Below are 16,929 nucleotides of genomic sequence, written 5' to 3' on the forward strand. Positions count from 1 at the left end.
TAAAGTCAATCAGTCAAGTTTTATTTACTCCGACCTAGCAAAAAAGGCCAGAGCTGGGCTCTAACCTTTTAGTGATGGCTTAGTCAACATCAACGTATTCTTTTTCAAGTTCCAGAACTTCTTCCATTGTAGAGCATTCTGTCAACGCACGTTGTGCCAATTCCTCCATCTTTTTGGTATCAAGTTTCTTCATCAAGCTGCGAGTCCGAAGAACAGATGTTGCAGACATTGAGAATTCATCAAGTCCAATACCTACAAGGAGTGGAACAGCCTTTTGGTCACCGGCCATTTCACCACACATACCAGCCCATTTACCTTCTGCGTGAGCTGCCTTAACGACATTGTTAATCAAACGCAAGATTGATGGGTTGTATGGTTGATAGAGGTAGGATACCTGTTCATTCATCCGGTCAGCAGCCATGGTGTATTGAATCAAATCGTTAGTACCAATTGAGAAGAAATCAACTTCCTTGGCAAATTGGTCAGCCAACATTGCTGCAGCAGGGATTTCAATCATAATACCCACTTCAATGTTGTCGGCAACAGGGACACCTTCTGCCTGCAATTTTGCTTTTTCTTCATCGAAGACAGCCTTAGCAGCACGGAATTCTTTAAGTAGGGCAACCATTGGGAACATGATGCGCAATTGACCATGTACAGATGCCCGAAGGAGCGCACGGATTTGTGTACGGAACATAGCATCGCCAGTTTCTGAAATAGAGATACGCAAAGCACGGAAACCAAGGAAGGGGTTCATTTCCTTCGGTAGGTCGAAGTAAGGTAATTCCTTATCACCACCGATATCCATAGTACGAACCACAACTGGCTTACCATTCATGCCTTCCAAAACTTCCTTGTAAGCTTGGTATTGCTCATCTTCAGTTGGGAAGTCTTGAGAATCCATGTAGAGGAATTCAGTCCGGTAAAGACCAACAGCCTCTGCACCATTGTCATTAACCCCTTGAACGTCCTTAGGTGTACCAATGTTAGCAGCCAATTCAAAATGCTTGCCATCAGCTGTTACTGTTTCAGCATCTTTAAGAAGAGCCCATTCAGCTTTTTGCTTAGCGTAAGCTTCTCCAGCGGCCTTGAATTCAGCTACTTGATCATCACTTGGGTTGACGATAACCTGACCAGTAATACCATTAACAGCTACCACATCGCCGTTTTTAACCACTTCGGTAACATTATTGGTACCAAGTACGGCTGCGATTTCCAGCGTACGCGCCATAATAGCAGAGTGACTGGTACGTCCACCAATGTTAGTCACAAAGGCTTTAACAAACTTCTTGTCCAATTGAGCGGTGTCAGAAGGGGTCAGGTCATTAGCAATGACGATGGATTCTTCATCAATAGAAGCGGGGTTTGGCAACTTCTTACCGAGCAAGTTTGCCAAAACACGTTTGGTTACATCGCGAATGTCAGCAGCCCGTTCTTGCATGTATGGATTATCTTCCATACCCTCAAAAATAGTGATGAACATGTCAGTCACTTCTGTCAAGGCAGCTTCCGCATTTACTTCTTTAGCACGGATGGTTTCTTTAATTTGACCAATCATTTCTGGGTCAGCAAGAACCATCAAGTGAGCATCAAATACGGCTGCGGCTTCTTCACCAAGGCTTCCTACTGCTTTTTCACGGATAAGAGAAAGCTCGTCTTGAGACGCTGCTAGAGCTGCGTCTAGACGAGCTTCCTCTGCATTTGTATCTGTAACGGATACAGTTTCAAATGATAAGTCCGGTTGAACCAGCAGATATGCCTTAGCAACAGCAACACCATCAGATGCTGCGATTCCTTTAAGCATTTCTGTCATAATTTTAAGCCAATCCTTCTTTTGTCATTGTTTCGTCGATAGCTGCAAGAGCATCGTCAGCATCTGTACCTTCAGCTGAGATTGTCACATCAGCACCTTGACCAACACCAAGGCTCATAACCCCCATAATTGACTTAAGGTTTACTGATTTACCTTTGTAATCCAAAGTGATATCTGAAGCAAATTTGCTAGCTGTTTGAACGAGCAAAGTAGCTGGACGAGCGTGGATACCTGTTTCTGCAACAATGTGGAAATCTTTAGAAGCCATAATGGTTCTCCTTTTTTCTAATGTAAATATTTTAGATCATCTTATGATAACCCTTACAAAATAGGATTATATCATATCACCCTTCCATTTTCAAGACTTAACCCTATTTTCCATAAAAAATGAAACCCTTTTCCTAAATATTTCAATCCGAGTTTTCAAGAAACTTATTTAACGGAAAAGGCATAAAAATGTTGGGATAGAAGTGCTCCAGTGGAGGATTTCTATCTGAGCTTTAAAATAAGATAGAGGAAAATCAAGAGGGTGGGGCAAACAGCCATGATGGCTTCGCTCTCACCCACAAAACATTGTAATCTTTGAAGATTACGTATAAAAAATTAAGAAGCTCCAGTTACAGAAAGCTAATCAGCAGTGGTTCGTTCATTAGTGCTAAAGCACCTAATGTACTGTGCAGGGGGTAAGACTAAGTTGGACATAACCAACAAGTCTTACTCCCACCCACTGCGTCAATCTGGTAAATCTAGAACAATGCTAAAGAGTCTGGACTTTTGTCGCAGACTCTACCAATTTTTGTCTCACTCTCACTTTATAGGTTCTTATTATTCTAGGTATCAGATTCACCGCTATAATCAAAGTATTCAGACCTGGTGTAACCATCGTTGTATTCGAACATGTGGATTTTATTCCCCCTATCGCTAACACTGACAAAAATCGGGAAGCTTTGTGACTTGGCCTTCTGGGTTAAATCACTCTTTCTAGCAGTTAACACCATAACAAAATATTTATTCCCTTCAAGTTTAGACTTAACTTTATTCAGTTTTCCTTTTGTATCTTTTGTCATATCCTTCTTGGATAAAACTTTAAAGTAAACTGTCTTTGTTTCATCATCCGTCTTTACTTTTATAGTATGGGAGTTCGTATTAAATGTTAGTGTTGAACCCCCAGAAGGGATATTGGCATCATAGTCTTCAATATCCGTTGATCCAGTGTAAGATTTCTTCAGCTCTGTTGGGATGCCATTTTTATCATAACCATTGCCACAAGCTGTTAAAACCATGAGAGTAAGGGCTATTCCTAAGCCTAGGAATAATTTGGATGCTTTTTTCATAAGAAACTCCTTAAAAATTTTTTCAGTTTTAGTTTACAAAAAAAAAGATATTATTGCAAGATGATCGAAACTCCTTAATCCACTTGCAACATTTTGCAACTAAAAAGCTTAAACAGAGAGAATTTAGGGGTAAGTAATAGCTTCGTACCGATGGGCTATTAGTTACTAATCTGATTTTATGAATAGTGCAGAAATTACATTCACATGATTCGGCTCTTGATTTTGAGTTAGCCCTTACTGCTTCTAGCTTTCTGGCAGATTGTGTAATGGATGAAAACAACCACAAGATGTTGGGGGTTAATTTTTCCTTAAACACAAAATATTGTGTTTTCCGAGCAAAATTGCTTGATTTTTTAAATTGATTTGGTTATCCTAATTAGGTATTAATTTTGAGGAGAGCACAATGTCACAAATCACATTATTTTCAAAGAACAACTGTATGCAATGCAAGATGACCAAGAAATTCTTGGAACAAAACGGTGCTGACTACCAAGAAATCAATATTGATGAGCATCCAGAAAAAATTGATTATGTTAAGCGCTTAGGTTTTACGGCGGCACCGGTTATCGAGGCTGGTGATGTTACCTTTTCAGGTTTTCAACCTGCTAAATTAAAAGAAATTGTTTAATCTCTAGAATAAGAATACGCTGACCAAGCAGGCTAAAACTGCTTGGTAGTTTAAATTTAACACCTCCATATCACCTCTGCATTATAACTATATTTAGATAGATAAAAGGAAATACCTATGAGTCTTAAAGATTTGGGCGAAGTCTCCTACTTCCGCCTTAACAATGAAATTAACCGCCCTGTCAATGGTCAAATTCCTCTCAATAAGGATAAAGAAGCCTTGCAGGCTTTCTTTAGGGAAAATGTTGTTCCTAATTCTATGGCCTTTGATTCCATTACAGATAAAGTGCGTTTCTTAATTGACAACGACTACATCGAGGCTGAGTTTATTGGAAAATATTCGGTCGAATTTATTGAGGAGCTGGCACAGGAACTGCAGGCAGCAGATTTTCATTTTCAATCCTTCATGGCAGCCTATAAGTTCTACCAACAATATGCTTTAAAAACGAATGATGGAGAATTCTACCTCGAAAGTATTGAAGACCGCGTCCTTTTTAATGCCCTTTACTTTGCGGATGGTGATGAACAGCTGGCCAAAGACCTAGCGACAGAAATGATCCACCAACGCTACCAACCGGCAACGCCATCCTTCCTAAATGCTGGACGCAGCCGCCGCGGTGAATTAGTCTCATGCTTCTTAATTCAAGTAACCGATGATATGAATGCTATCGGTCGTTCCATCAACTCAGCCTTGCAGCTATCGCGTATCGGTGGCGGGGTTGGGATTTCGCTCAGTAACCTGCGCGAAGCCGGGGCTCCAATCAAGGGTTATGCAGGTGCAGCATCTGGTGTCGTTCCTGTGATGAAGCTCTTTGAAGACAGTTTCTCCTACTCCAACCAACTTGGCCAACGTCAGGGAGCTGGTGCAGTCTATCTGGATGTCTTTCACCCAGATATTCTTTCTTTCTTGTCAACTAAGAAAGAAAATGCAGATGAGAAGGTGCGGGTTAAAACCTTATCATTAGGGATTACCGTTCCTGATAAATTCTATGAATTGGCCCGCAAAAATGAGGATATGTACCTCTTTAGTCCATACTCCATCGAAAAAGAGTATGGTGTCCCATTCAACTATATTAATATTACCGAAAAGTATGATGAGTTGGTAGCTAATCCTAAGATTGTTAAGACAAAAATTTCTGCTCGCGATTTAGAAACTGAGATTTCTAAATTGCAGCAAGAATCAGGCTATCCCTATATCATCAATGTCGATGCTGCCAATCGCTCGAACCCTATCGACGGCCGCATCATTATGTCCAACTTGTGTTCTGAGGTTCTGCAAGTTCAAAAGCCTAGCTTGATTAACGATGCACAAGAATTTGTACAGATGGGAACCGATATTTCATGTAACCTCGGCTCTACTAATGTGGTGAACATGATGGCATCTCCAGATTTTGGTCGTTCTATTAAGGCTATGACCCGCGCACTTACTTTTGTGACAGATTCCTCTAGTATTGAAGCTGTCCCAACAATTAAGGCCGGTAATGAGCAAGCTCATACCTTTGGCTTGGGAGCAATGGGGCTCCACTCCTTCCTTGCCCGCAACCACATTGAGTATGGCAGTCCTGAATCGATTGAGTTCACTGATATCTATTTCATGTTGATGAACTATTGGACCTTGGTTGAATCTAACAATATTGCTCGTGAACGTGGCGAATCTTTCGTTGGTTTTGAAAAATCGAAATACGCTGATGGCACTTACTTTGACAAGTACATCACTGGCAAATATGTTCCAAAGTCGGCCAAGGTTAAGGAACTCTTCGAAGATCACTTTATTCCTCAGGCTGAGGACTGGGAAGCCCTTCGTCAAGCCGTAATGAAAGATGGACTTTATCACCAGAATCGTCTGGCTGTTGCACCAAATGGTTCTATCTCTTACATTAACGATGTCTCCGCTTCCATTCACCCTATTACACAACGGATTGAAGAGCGGCAGGAAAAGAAAATTGGTAAGATCTACTATCCAGCCAGCGGTTTATCAACGGATACTATTCCTTACTACACATCTGCTTATGATATGGATATGCGCAAAGTCATTGACATTTACGCAGCTGCTACCGAGCATGTCGATCAAGGTCTATCACTAACACTCTTTCTGCGCAGTGATATCCCTGAAGGACTGTACGAATGGAAAAAAGAAAGCAAGCAAACCACTCGCGATCTGTCTATCCTTCGTAACTATGCCTTCAATAAAGGCGTTAAGTCAATCTACTATGTTCGCACCTTCACAGATGATGGTGATGAAGTCGGCGCTAATCAGTGTGAAAGCTGTGTGATTTAACTGAACAGTCAAACTTGGAGCTAAAGCTCCTATGTTTGACACGCCAACCGCTATCGGCGGTTTGGCTAGTTCACTTACTAACTTCGTAGAAGGTGTATCATCGGCACCTTCTACTGCGTGTCGTCACTCTTTAGACAAGGCAAACTTGGAGCTAAAGCTCCTATGTTTGACACGCCAACCGCTATCAGCGGTTTGGCTAGTTCACTTACTAACTTCGTAGAAGGGGTACCAGCGACACCTTCTACTGCGTGCCGTAACTCTTTAGGCAAGGCAAACTTGGAGCTAAAACTCCTATGTTTGACACGGCAAGCGCTAGGACGACTTGCCTAGTTCGCTGACTAAACTCTTGAATAATATTATCCCCCTCTTAATTTGGAGAAACTCATGACAACATACTACAAAGCCATTAACTGGAACGAAATTGAAGATCTAATTGACAAGTCAACTTGGGAAAAGCTCACTGAGCAATTTTGGCTGGATACCCGTATCCCACTATCAAATGACTTGGATGACTGGCGTAAGCTATCTGATGAAGAAAAAGACTTGGTCGGCAAGGTTTTTGGAGGCTTGACGCTGCTTGATACCATGCAATCAGAGACTGGTGTTGAGGCTATTCGTAAAGATGTTCGTACTCCCCACGAGGAGGCCGTTCTCAACAATATCCAGTTCATGGAATCTGTCCATGCCAAATCCTACTCATCCATCTTTTCAACTCTCAATACCAAGTCTGAGATTGAAGAGATCTTCGAGTGGACCAACAACAATGAATACCTTCAAAAAAAAGCTGAGATTATCAATGAAATTTATCTCAATGGTAATCCCCTCCAAAAGAAGGTTGCTTCAACTTTCCTAGAGACCTTCCTCTTCTACTCTGGTTTTTTCACCCCACTTTACTACCTTGGAAACAATAAGCTCTCTAACGTTGCAGAAATTATTAAACTCATTATCCGTGATGAATCTGTTCACGGAACCTATATCGGCTATAAGTTTCAATTAGGATTTAACGAACTTTCAGAAGAAGAACAAAGCGAGTTTCGTGACTGGATGTACGATCTCCTTTATCAACTCTATGAAAACGAAGAGCTTTACACCAAAACCCTCTACGATGGAGTAGGCTGGACCGAAGAGGTCATGACCTTCCTGCGTTACAATGCCAATAAGGCTCTGATGAATCTGGGGCAAGATCCTCTCTTCCCGGATACGGCTGATGATGTTAATCCTATCGTCATGAATGGGATTTCGACTGGTACTAGCAACCATGACTTTTTCTCACAAGTTGGGAATGGCTATCTTCTTGGTAGTGTTGAAGCCATGCAGGACGATGATTATAATTACGGACGTGAGATGCAATAAATAGCTATCTTAACCCTTCTTAGGAATCTAGGAAGGGTTTTAATGTGTCCAAGATATTCTTGAAATGTTTTCAATTTTTATTGAAAACGTTTCATTATATTGCAATATATTTTCATAGTAGTAAACTGGTTATAAGTATTCAGAAACTGTATTCGTAAGTTTAAATTCTTAGCGTCAGTTGGAAAAAAGACGATTGACCCTATTTAAGTCAATCGTCGAGGGGATTTTCAAGACCCTAGGCTTGAAAATGAGCAATGGCACTCCGTTAGGAGGTCGCTTGCGTCCCTACCACATAAGGCTAACTGTCAAAAAAATGTGAATACAAGTTCTCAGAATTAATGAAGGGGAAACTTCTGCATGAAACTCTATGTTCAGTTTATGATTATTCTCATTTTTTCTTTGGTCGGTGAGATTATCTCTACTGTCTTTAATTTACCTATTCCCGGCAGCATTATTGGCTTGATTTTGCTTTTTGTGGCTTTGGAGGTCAAACTCGTTCGTTTGCGGCATATTTATACTGTCGGGAAATTCATGCTGGATAATATGACGATTCTCTTTTTACCGGCTGGTGTCGGGATTATGCAATATTTTAAGGTTATTATCCCCAATCTTTTGCCAATTCTTATCATTACTTTAGGAGCTCTAGTCATTAATCTATTAACGATTGGCTTGATTGTCACTTGGATTAAGAATCGTTTTGAAGGCGACTATAAAGATTAAATTGAACTCACCTAGAACTCTGTGAAATTATGTACACTGAGGCTGGACAAAAATTCGTCCAGCATTCCTCTTTTGGAATAAACTCTTGGTGCAGTGGTTGGGAGCACGACTTGTTGGCTAAGTCAGCATAGTCTTGACCCTGCACAATTTATTGATGCTAAAGCACCTAATGAACCACTGCTAGCTGGTTTTCCTTTTAAGCGAAAAAACCAGCCAACTTGTTAGGGGGAAATAGGAACCAAAATTTTCAAATTTAGGGTTCGTTTCTACTCCCGACCCCTAAATTCTTTGAGTCGCTTAACAGCTTTGTATCTTATAGGAGGTTATCATGGCTGATATTTACAGCAATCCCATTTTCGGTCTATCATTGTCAATTTTTGCCTACCTTATTGGGCTTTTAATTTTTAGGCGTTTTCCTCATCCAGCGACTACGCCTCTTTTAGTTGCTACCATTGCCTTGATCGTTCTTTTGAAAATTACAGGAATTTCTTATGCTGACTATTATAAAGGTGGCATTTATCTTAACACCTTGATTGTTCCCTCGACGGTTGCTTTGGCCATTCCCCTTTATCGTAATTTTCCCTTGATGAAACATCACTATCGCAGTATTCTCTTGGGGACTTCTATATCAACTATTATCAATACTTGCTATACAGCGGTGATAGCTAAGTGTTTTGGCTTAGACTTTTTCTTTGCTATCTCACTTTTTCCAAAATCCGTCACTACCGCCATGGCCATTGGTATCAGCCAAAAGATGGGGGGAATTACTACTTTGACTCTTGCGGTTGTGGTTATGACTGGTATTTTAACAAGTGTTATCGGCCCATCTGTTCTAAAATTCTTCAAAATTCAAGACCCCATTGCCTTTGGGCTAGCTCTTGGCGGTACCGGTCACGCTATCGGGACAGGGGCTGCCCTTAAATATGGACAGATTCAAGGAGCCATGGCAGGTTTGGCTATCGGAGTTACCGGTGTCATGTATGTCATTATCAGTCCGATTGTGGCTCAGCTGATTTTGAGATGAGAATGTAAGTTCCAACTGATAGACTTCTACTCTTAGCTAGATAAGCTAGATTTCTCCTAATTAATCGACCTTATAATTTTTATCATTTAGTTTCATTTGAAAGAATTTTTGCGCTGAAGTTGACAAGGGATATCTTCTTTAACGGAACTATTGTTTTCCCCTAACATCAGGATTTTTAGGGTTCACAAGCTTCTAAAAAAATTCTATACTAATTTTGTTAGGTCAAGTCTAGCAGAAAGAAGAAATCTCTTATGACAACACAAGCTTTTGAACAATTTGTTGTGATGGACACTCAGGCACTGGCGACTGTTGATGGTGAGGACGGAGACGACCTACATCGCCCCTAACACGAGTCTATAGTTAATTATTATCTGGACCCACCTCCTATCAGTCCTTGGGTACTTGATATCTTTATGTAACTGCTGTATCCCCTAGCGATCTTATTAAAAAAGCGTTTGGAACCTCTTGTTCCAAGCGCTTTTATACTAGGCAGCAGCAAATTAAAACTTGCTGTCCTCTGGTAAGTTTCGCTAGCCTTGCTCGGTAAAAATATCTGCCAAAATGGCCACGCCTTTGTCAATCTCATCCTTGGTCAAGGTCAGCGGCGGCAGGAGACGAATGACATCGGTACCGGCTGTCAGAACAATCAATCCTTTATCACGCGCAGCCTGAACTAAATCTGCTAAATTCTCGGTCGTCTGAATTCCTATCATATAGCCTAATCCGCGAATTTGAATGATTTTAGGATTATTCGCTAAGACTTTTTTCAATTGGTCTTGGAGATAATTACCATTTTCCCAAGTTTGGTCGAGAAAACCTGGTGAAGTCAGGATATCCAAGACAGCCGAACTGGCCGCCATAGCTAATTTATTGCCGCCAAAGGTTGATCCATGACTGCCGTAAGAGAAGGCTGAACCGAGATTTGTCTTAGCCAGCATGGCACCGACAGGGACACCATTGGCTAGGCCCTTAGCTAAGGTGACGATATCAGGTATAATACCGTAGTGCTCAAAGGAAAAGAGCTTACCCGTGCGTCCCATGCCGGTTTGAACTTCATCGACAATCAGATAGATTCCCTTTTCTTGGCAGAAGGCGGCTAGGTCTTGAACAAAGGTCTTATCCGCAGGGAGAATACCTGATTCTCCCTGAACCATTTCCAACATCACTGCTGCTGTTTGCTCATCAACCAAGCTTTTGACAGACATCAAATCATTGAATTTGGCATAACTAAAGTGGGGAACTCCATCACCAAAGCCTGTTTTAATCTTATCTTGGCCTGTCGCAGACATGGACCCAAAAGTCCGACCATGAAAGGAATTTTGGAAAGTAATAATGCCTTGTTTACCGCTGGCCTTGCGGGCGATCTTAATAGCTGCTTCATTTGCCTCGGCCCCGCTATTACAGAAGAAGGCCAGATAATCATAGTCACCGATCAACTTTTGGGCGACTTCTTCTTGCAGACTGTTTTGATAAAGGTTGGGTGTGTGCCAGATTTCTTGTACCTGATTTTCCAAAGCTGCCTTAACCTGCGGATGGAAGCCAAGGTTGGTTACTCCGATGCCCGTTGAAAAATCTAGATAGTGCTTGCCTTGACTATCAATCAATTCATTGCCCTGTGCTTTGACAAATTCGATCGTCGACCGTTTATAATTTGAAAATAATTTAGTCATGTTAACCTCCAGATGGATACTGACTTTCTTTTTTATGTTTGATTTTTTAGTACTATTTAAACTTCAATCAGGGTGCCGTTGGTCAAATTGTCACCAATCAACACCTGAGCCACACCTGATTTGACCGTCTGAGCAGCACTCTGTAGTTTAGGAACCATACCGCCAGTGATGATTCCCTGTTCAATCTTATCAGGAATATCCCCAATTTTCAGGCTGGATAAGACCTGCCCTGACTCCTTTACGCCAGAAACATCAGTCATCAGAATCAGCTTTTCTGCCTGCAGGGCGACCGCAAGACTAGTTGCCAGATAATCAGCATTAATGTTGAGCAGGATCCGACCTCCTTGATAACCCAGAGACGGAATAAGAGGAATAACCCCTTGTTCTAGAAGGGACTGTAGGACATGACTGTGAATTTGACTGACCTGTCCGACATAGCCATATTTAGCTTGGTTCAGAAAATCAGCCTCAACCAGGGCTGGGAGTTCCTCTATCAGCTGTTGAGCGTCAAGACCAGCCTGACTCAGACTGGTAAGAATGTTTTTTCCGACAATCTCAACGAGGGCTTGTTTGACGAGGTTAAGCGACTGGCTGTCTGTTACCCGCAAGCCATCAATTTTTTTAACGGCAATATCGGCTTCTTCCATAAGCTGATTGATGGCATAGCCTCCACCATGAACAATGATGAGAGACTTCCCTTGGGACTTCCAAGAGGCCAGCTGTTCGAGAAAATCACCAGTTAAATTCTGGCTGGCTCGGCCACCAATTTTTATCACAATTGTATCTGACATTTAATGTCCTTTCTTAAATTGCTATCACGTCCGATAGAGGGCATTGATTTTCACATAATCATAGGAGAGATCACATCCCCAAGCCCGGCCGGACTGATTGCCGGCGTGGATATCAACCCTAATCTGAATGGTATCTGCTTGCATAACCTCATCCATTTCCTCACTGTCAAAAGAGACCGGACTGGAAGCTAACATAACGGGAAGCTGGCCTAGATAGATATCAATATTGTCAACCGGAATATCAACACCCGCATAACCGAGGGCTGCCAGAATCCGGCCCCAATTAGGGTCTTCGCCAAAGATGGCTGTCTTAACGAGACTAGACCCAACAACTGACTTGGCCAGCATTCGTGCATCGAGGGCTGTTGCTACACCCTCAACATCAACCTGAATAAGTTTGGTAGCACCTTCTCCATCCTGAGCAATTTTCTTAGCCAAATCTGCCATAACATATTCCAACATCTCTACAAATTGCTCAAACTCAGGTGTATCTGGTAAGATTTCAACATTTTTGGCACAACCATTAGCCATGACCAAAACCATATCATTAGTTGAGGTATCACCATCAACCGTAATTTGGTTAAAAGTGGTTTCAACCTTAGCTGACAGGGCTTTTTGCAAGGCAGTACTTGAAATATTAGCATCACAGGTAATAAACCCCAGCATGGTGGCCATATTAGGATGAATCATACCTGACCCCTTAGCAACGCCAGCCATGGTAACCGTATCACGGCCAAAGTCTTGACTAACTGCCACTGTCTTGGTTTGAGTGTCAGTTGTCAAAATGGCCTTGGCAAAATCATCAGCATTCCCATTTACTACAATCTTAGACAGGCCTGATTTCAAGGTAGCCATAGGCAGAAGGTCACCAATCACACCGGTCGAAGCAACGCCAACGAGTTCAGGAGCTAGACTGAGTTTTTCGGCAGTCAGCTTTTGCATTTCCCAAGCATCATTCATCCCTTGGACACCAGTGCAGGAATTGGCCACCCCTGAATTAACAACAATGGCCTGCAGCTGTCCAGCCTTTTCCACCGACTGCTTAGTAACAATCAAAGGTGCTGCAATGACCTTATTGGTGGTATAGACGCCTGCGACACTTGCAGGACATTCTGAAACAATCCAACCAAAATCTAATTTCCGCTTTTTAAAGCCAGCATGCAAGCCATCAGCTGAAAAGCCTAGCGGGCTGGCAATATTTCCATTAAGTATTTCCAAAATTTTCTCCTCCTTAAATGACGGCAGTTGTTATTATTGGGTGATCAAATAACGACTTGATAAGTAAACTAGAAACTTTCCTTAGAAAATTTCGCAGTTGAACAAGTATTTTAAAGGTTTAGTGAAACTCTTCAATTGCCATGCCTACACTCCTAAAATAGAGAAAACTTCCTAAGATTTCTTCATTAGTTTTTCTAATTTTCTTCGGAGTGTTTATCAGCTGACTACCTTATTTATAAGTAGCTGGGACCTGATAGCAAGCCATCTGTCTCAGCAAAGCCAAAGGCTATGTTCATATTTTGAATGGCCTGACCGGCAGCCCCTTTGACCAGATTATCAAGGACAGAGACTACGGTTAAGACCTTAGTTATCGGATTGTAAGCAAAACCGATATCGGTATAGTTAGAGCCTAGAACATCGTGCAAGTTAGGTAAATTGCCTTGCAGACGAACAAAAGGTTTATCGTCATAAAAATCCTGATAACGTCGATAAACCTCCTCCTGACTGACATCTTCTGTCATCTTGATATAGGCTGTCGCCATGATACCTCGATTGATTGGTAAAAGAGAAGTTGAAAATTGTAGGTGCTGAAAATTAGGATTGAATTTCTTTAGCTCCTGCGCAATTTCAGGAATATGCTGATGCTTATTGATCTTGTACGTCATGTAATTATCATGGACGTTGACAAAGTGGCTAGATTCAGCCAGCTTTTTCCCTGCCCCAGTCAAGCCGCTCTTAGCATCTACAATGATGGAATCTAAATCGACCTTCCCCCAATTCATCAGAGGAATCAGGGCCAATTCTGTTGCGGTGGCATAACAGCCAGGATTAGCAATGAACTTTCCTGAGTACCCGTCCGCAAATTCAGCCAAGGAATAGGTGAATTTATCTAAAACAGCTGGTTTAGCTGCCTGCTTCCCATACCATTTTTCATAGCTTGGAGCAGACAAGCGGTGATCACCTGAAAGATCAATCATAGGAAAATCATGCTCAACAAAGATTTCTGAGGCTTCTTTAGCGACACCACTTGGTGTGGCAAAGAAGACTAGATCAGTATTTTGAATAATATTCAAAGCTTGAAAGGCTTGTAATTCCAAATCACAGATACCAGCTAGGTGGGGGTAGAGAGCGGATAACTTTTGCCCAACCTCTTTAGTCGCATGAACGGATGCTACCTGGGCTTGGCTGTGGCCAGCCAGCAACCGGACTAATTCAAGTCCGCTATACCCTGTAACACCGACAATGGCTACTTTCATATTAATCACCTCTAACTGAATAAATATGTGATCATTCTAAATGATAAATGTATAATTGTCAAGTTTTTCTTGTAAAAAATGAAATTCTATACAGAATTTATCCTTTCCTATCATTTCAATTTCTACCAATTGATGTTAGAAGAATACAAAAAAAGAGCCAACGAGCTCAAGCTCATTAACTCATAAATGGGAAAGCTAAATTTATCTATAGAAGGGATGATTATCATCTGATGTCTTAGAGTTCACCAGAACAGCATCAGATTGATAGCTTTGGTTTTCATATTTACTAGTGGTTCCAGTTGGAATCAAGAAAATGCTGACAACCTCTCCGCCCTTAGTTTGAAATTGGGCTTCCAGTCGTCCATCTAGGAGGCGGGCATTGTAAATCAATCCTTTGCTGATTTTTCCTTTTTTGGATTTATAACTGACTTGGCCAGCTGTATCAAAAGTAATGCTAGCTCCGTTATCACATTTCCAAGTTCCGACTACACTGGAATAATCGCCATTGAGGACACCATTGGTATCCAATGGTAAGATTTCCCCAGTTGTTTGGGCAACTGGCTGATCAGATGATGAGGTATCTGAACTTACCTTTTGTTCAATAGCTCCTAGTGAGAAAGCCAAAATAATTCCACCTATAATTAACATGGCTAATTGTAGGTCAAAACGTAATTTCTTTTCTTTATCCTTACTTCCTTTTACGATATTCACCATCTGCATCAACATACTGTGTCACCCCCAAACATGAAATACTATATCTTGTGGTTCAAGCAAAATACTCAATTCAAAATTAGTATTTCAATACTATTTTCGCTATTTATTCTTTCTCCCTTAAATGCAAATGATATTCTATCATCTCTTCCTTGATTTGACAAGTAGTATTAAAATATTTTTTACTTTTAAAAATAAAAAAGAGGTGGGACAACGAAGTCAATTTATATAAAACATCGACTTCTGTCCCACTCTCTTAAAAACTGAGAAGCGTCCAGCTACAGAAAAAGCCAATCAGCAGGGGTTCATTGATTCTAAGTGCCAATGAACCGTGCAGGGGTAAGACTTCTTAGTATAGCTAGCAAGTCTTACTCCCAACCACTGCGCCAAGAGCTTATTCCAAAACAAGGATACTGGACAAATTTTTGCCCAGTCTCTTTCTAATATTTATTTCAGTAGTAAATTTTTATTTCAAGAGTTCTTTCGCCTGGCTCAAGGCTGCTTGAGTAACCTGATCACCAGCTAACATCTTAGCAATTTCTTCAATTCTTTCTTCTGCTGTCAAAAGACGGACAGTGGAAACGGTTGAGTCATCCTTGCTTTCCTTTTCAATAAAAAATTGATAATCAGCTGCCGCAATAACCTGAGGCAGATGTGAAATGGCCAAGACTTGACCGTGACTGCCAATCTTATAAATCTTTTGGGCAATGGCTTGAGCGACCCGACCTGACACCCCTGTGTCAACCTCATCAAAGACGATAGAAGTCTTATCTTCCTTACGGGCAAAAGCAGACTTAATGGCCAGCATGAGACGGGATAATTCACCACCAGAGGCTACCTTAACCAGTGGCTTAAAGCCTTCTCCGGGATTGGTAGAAATGTAAAATTCTACGTGCTCATTTCCCTCATGACTAAACTTAGCCTTGCTAAACTGCACTTGGAAGTCTGCCTTTTCCATGTAAAGGTCTGTCAACTCATGTTTAATATCACTTTCCAGGGTCTGGGCTAGGAAATGCCGTTTATCACTCAGCGCTTGACTGGACATCAGCAATTTCTTCTCTAAATTCTTGAGCTGCCCCTCCAAATCATCACTCTCTAAATCATTCCCCGTCAGATGATTATACTCCTTGCTGATCGTAGCAAAATAATCTAGGACATCGTCAACATTTCCGCCATATTTTCGGGTAATAGTATTGATAACATTAAGGCGGTCATCAATGGCATTGAGACGATTCCCATCAAAATCAAGATTGTCAATGATATCGGATAGACGCTTGTTAACGTCCTCTAAGATATAGTAGCTCTCTGATAGGCTAGTAAAAAGTTCCTTATAATCTGGATCGTATGCCTCAATGGTCTGGAGATCATTCATGGCAGAGCGAACATTAGCTAGGCTTGAGAAATCCTCATTATCCAGCATCGCATAAGCATTGTTAAGTGTGTCTGCTATATTCTTGTAATTGAGTAATCTGTCTCGCTCTCGATTCAGCTTATCATCTTCACCAGCTTTGAGGTCGGCTGCTTCAATTTCAGCCAACTGAAACTCCAGCATTTCTATCCTCGCCTTATGCTCCTGCTCATTCTTTTGCTTTTCAATGACACGTTTGCGCAGACTTCGATAGGCATCAAAAGTCGACTGATAAGTTTTCTTTATGGCTTGAAAATCCTCATCGCCAAACTCATCAAGGAGCTTGATATGCTGAGTCGCTTTCATCAATTCTTCTTGATCATGCTGTCCATGAATGTCTACAAGGTATTGACCAACCGAACGGAGGGTTGATAGATTGACCATCTGACCGTTGATACGGCTGACGCTGCGGCCGTTTTGGAGGATTTCACGTCGGATAATCAGCTCATCACTGAATTCAATCCCATGTTCTTGCATAACCTGACTGAGGGCAGGACTCTCCTCCACCGCGAAAAAGCCCTGAATTTCAGCTTTGGGAGCATTATGACGAATAACTTCCGTACTAGCCCTAGCTCCTAGCATCATATTCATGGCATCAATAATGATGGACTTTCCTGCACCCGTTTCACCAGTCAGAACAGTCATCCCCTTTTCAAAATTGAGGGAAATTTCCTCAATAATAGCAAAATTTTTAATGGAAATTTCTAATAACATAGGCTTGCCCCA

At 41.5% G+C, this 16,929-nt stretch carries 14 protein-coding genes; 5 read left to right on the forward strand and 9 right to left on the reverse strand.

Annotation, left to right across the window (positions count from 1 at the left end; genetic code table 11):
• Positions 1–79 precede the first annotated feature (79 nt).
• The 3 genes from ptsP to STRCR_RS09555 all read right to left on the reverse strand — a co-directional run bounded on the left by ptsP (position 80) and on the right by STRCR_RS09555 (position 3,147).
• A complete protein-coding gene (gene ptsP, locus STRCR_RS09545; protein ID WP_004227146.1) occupies positions 80–1,813 on the reverse strand; it encodes a phosphoenolpyruvate--protein phosphotransferase in 1,734 nt (577 codons plus the stop codon).
• A 4-nt stretch (positions 1,814–1,817) separates the two neighbouring features.
• Positions 1,818–2,081, reverse strand: a complete 264-nt coding sequence (locus STRCR_RS09550) for a phosphocarrier protein HPr (protein ID WP_004225852.1) — start codon at positions 2,079–2,081, stop codon at positions 1,818–1,820.
• 562 nt (positions 2,082–2,643) lie between these two features.
• A complete protein-coding gene (locus STRCR_RS09555) occupies positions 2,644–3,147 on the reverse strand; it encodes a hypothetical protein (RefSeq protein ID WP_004228896.1) in 504 nt (167 codons plus the stop codon).
• Positions 3,148–3,550: 403 nt separating this feature from the next.
• On the opposite strand from STRCR_RS09555, the gene nrdH reads away from it, so the two are divergent.
• The 5 genes from nrdH to STRCR_RS09580 all read left to right on the forward strand — a co-directional run bounded on the left by nrdH (position 3,551) and on the right by STRCR_RS09580 (position 9,149).
• Positions 3,551–3,775 carry a glutaredoxin-like protein NrdH gene (gene nrdH / locus STRCR_RS09560; protein ID WP_004227770.1) on the forward strand — a complete coding sequence of 75 codons (225 nt, stop codon included), beginning with the start codon at positions 3,551–3,553 and terminating at the stop codon, positions 3,773–3,775.
• A 117-nt stretch (positions 3,776–3,892) separates the two neighbouring features.
• A complete protein-coding gene (gene nrdE, locus STRCR_RS09565) occupies positions 3,893–6,052 on the forward strand; it encodes a class 1b ribonucleoside-diphosphate reductase subunit alpha (RefSeq protein WP_004229107.1) in 2,160 nt (719 codons plus the stop codon).
• Between the two features lie 384 nt (positions 6,053–6,436).
• Complete coding sequence (gene nrdF, locus STRCR_RS09570) at positions 6,437–7,405, forward strand: class 1b ribonucleoside-diphosphate reductase subunit beta (RefSeq protein WP_004225500.1); 969 nt, start codon at positions 6,437–6,439, stop codon at positions 7,403–7,405.
• A 357-nt stretch (positions 7,406–7,762) separates the two neighbouring features.
• Complete coding sequence (locus STRCR_RS09575) at positions 7,763–8,125, forward strand: CidA/LrgA family protein (RefSeq protein WP_004226975.1); 363 nt, start codon at positions 7,763–7,765, stop codon at positions 8,123–8,125.
• A gap of 328 nt (positions 8,126–8,453) precedes the next feature.
• Positions 8,454–9,149, forward strand: a complete 696-nt coding sequence (locus STRCR_RS09580; RefSeq protein WP_004228315.1) for an LrgB family protein — start codon at positions 8,454–8,456, stop codon at positions 9,147–9,149.
• A gap of 530 nt (positions 9,150–9,679) precedes the next feature.
• Here the strand turns inward: STRCR_RS09580 and STRCR_RS09585 are convergent.
• The 6 genes from STRCR_RS09585 to recN form a co-directional block, all read right to left on the reverse strand.
• On the reverse strand, positions 9,680–10,819 hold the full coding sequence (locus tag STRCR_RS09585) for an acetylornithine transaminase (protein WP_004229791.1): 1,140 nt from the start codon (positions 10,817–10,819) through the stop codon (positions 9,680–9,682).
• 56 nt (positions 10,820–10,875) lie between these two features.
• Entirely contained in the window at positions 10,876–11,610 is a 735-nt protein-coding gene (gene argB / locus STRCR_RS09590) for an acetylglutamate kinase (protein ID WP_004226142.1), read from the reverse strand.
• A 24-nt stretch (positions 11,611–11,634) separates the two neighbouring features.
• On the reverse strand, positions 11,635–12,828 hold the full coding sequence (gene argJ / locus STRCR_RS09595) for a bifunctional glutamate N-acetyltransferase/amino-acid acetyltransferase ArgJ (RefSeq protein WP_004227602.1): 1,194 nt from the start codon (positions 12,826–12,828) through the stop codon (positions 11,635–11,637).
• A gap of 233 nt (positions 12,829–13,061) precedes the next feature.
• Positions 13,062–14,084, reverse strand: a complete 1,023-nt coding sequence (gene argC, locus STRCR_RS09600; protein WP_004226463.1) for an N-acetyl-gamma-glutamyl-phosphate reductase — start codon at positions 14,082–14,084, stop codon at positions 13,062–13,064.
• A gap of 201 nt (positions 14,085–14,285) precedes the next feature.
• Positions 14,286–14,804 carry a DUF6287 domain-containing protein gene (locus tag STRCR_RS09605; RefSeq protein WP_420805020.1) on the reverse strand — a complete coding sequence of 173 codons (519 nt, stop codon included), beginning with the start codon at positions 14,802–14,804 and terminating at the stop codon, positions 14,286–14,288.
• 457 nt (positions 14,805–15,261) lie between these two features.
• On the reverse strand, positions 15,262–16,917 hold the full coding sequence (gene recN, locus STRCR_RS09610; protein WP_004227135.1) for a DNA repair protein RecN: 1,656 nt from the start codon (positions 16,915–16,917) through the stop codon (positions 15,262–15,264).
• Between the last annotated feature and the right edge of the window lie 12 nt (positions 16,918–16,929).

The organism is Streptococcus criceti HS-6, from assembly GCF_000187975.2.
Taxonomy (GTDB): Bacteria; Bacillota; Bacilli; order Lactobacillales; family Streptococcaceae; genus Streptococcus; species Streptococcus criceti.

Coding starts and splice junctions, on each gene's coding strand:
- STRCR_RS09575 (WP_004226975.1), top strand. CDS start 7,763: ATGAAACTCTATGTTCAGTTTATGATTATTCTCATTTTTTCTTTGGTC.
- STRCR_RS09580 (WP_004228315.1), top strand. CDS start 8,454: ATGGCTGATATTTACAGCAATCCCATTTTCGGTCTATCATTGTCAATT.
- STRCR_RS09605 (WP_420805020.1), bottom strand. CDS start 14,804: ATGCAGATGGTGAATATCGTAAAAGGAAGTAAGGATAAAGAAAAGAAA.
- STRCR_RS09555 (WP_004228896.1), bottom strand. CDS start 3,147: ATGAAAAAAGCATCCAAATTATTCCTAGGCTTAGGAATAGCCCTTACT.
- argC (WP_004226463.1), bottom strand. CDS start 14,084: ATGAAAGTAGCCATTGTCGGTGTTACAGGGTATAGCGGACTTGAATTA.
- STRCR_RS09550 (WP_004225852.1), bottom strand. CDS start 2,081: ATGGCTTCTAAAGATTTCCACATTGTTGCAGAAACAGGTATCCACGCT.
- recN (WP_004227135.1), bottom strand. CDS start 16,917: ATGTTATTAGAAATTTCCATTAAAAATTTTGCTATTATTGAGGAAATT.
- nrdF (WP_004225500.1), top strand. CDS start 6,437: ATGACAACATACTACAAAGCCATTAACTGGAACGAAATTGAAGATCTA.
- argB (WP_004226142.1), bottom strand. CDS start 11,610: ATGTCAGATACAATTGTGATAAAAATTGGTGGCCGAGCCAGCCAGAAT.
- nrdE (WP_004229107.1), top strand. CDS start 3,893: ATGAGTCTTAAAGATTTGGGCGAAGTCTCCTACTTCCGCCTTAACAAT.
- STRCR_RS09585 (WP_004229791.1), bottom strand. CDS start 10,819: ATGACTAAATTATTTTCAAATTATAAACGGTCGACGATCGAATTTGTC.
- ptsP (WP_004227146.1), bottom strand. CDS start 1,813: ATGACAGAAATGCTTAAAGGAATCGCAGCATCTGATGGTGTTGCTGTT.
- nrdH (WP_004227770.1), top strand. CDS start 3,551: ATGTCACAAATCACATTATTTTCAAAGAACAACTGTATGCAATGCAAG.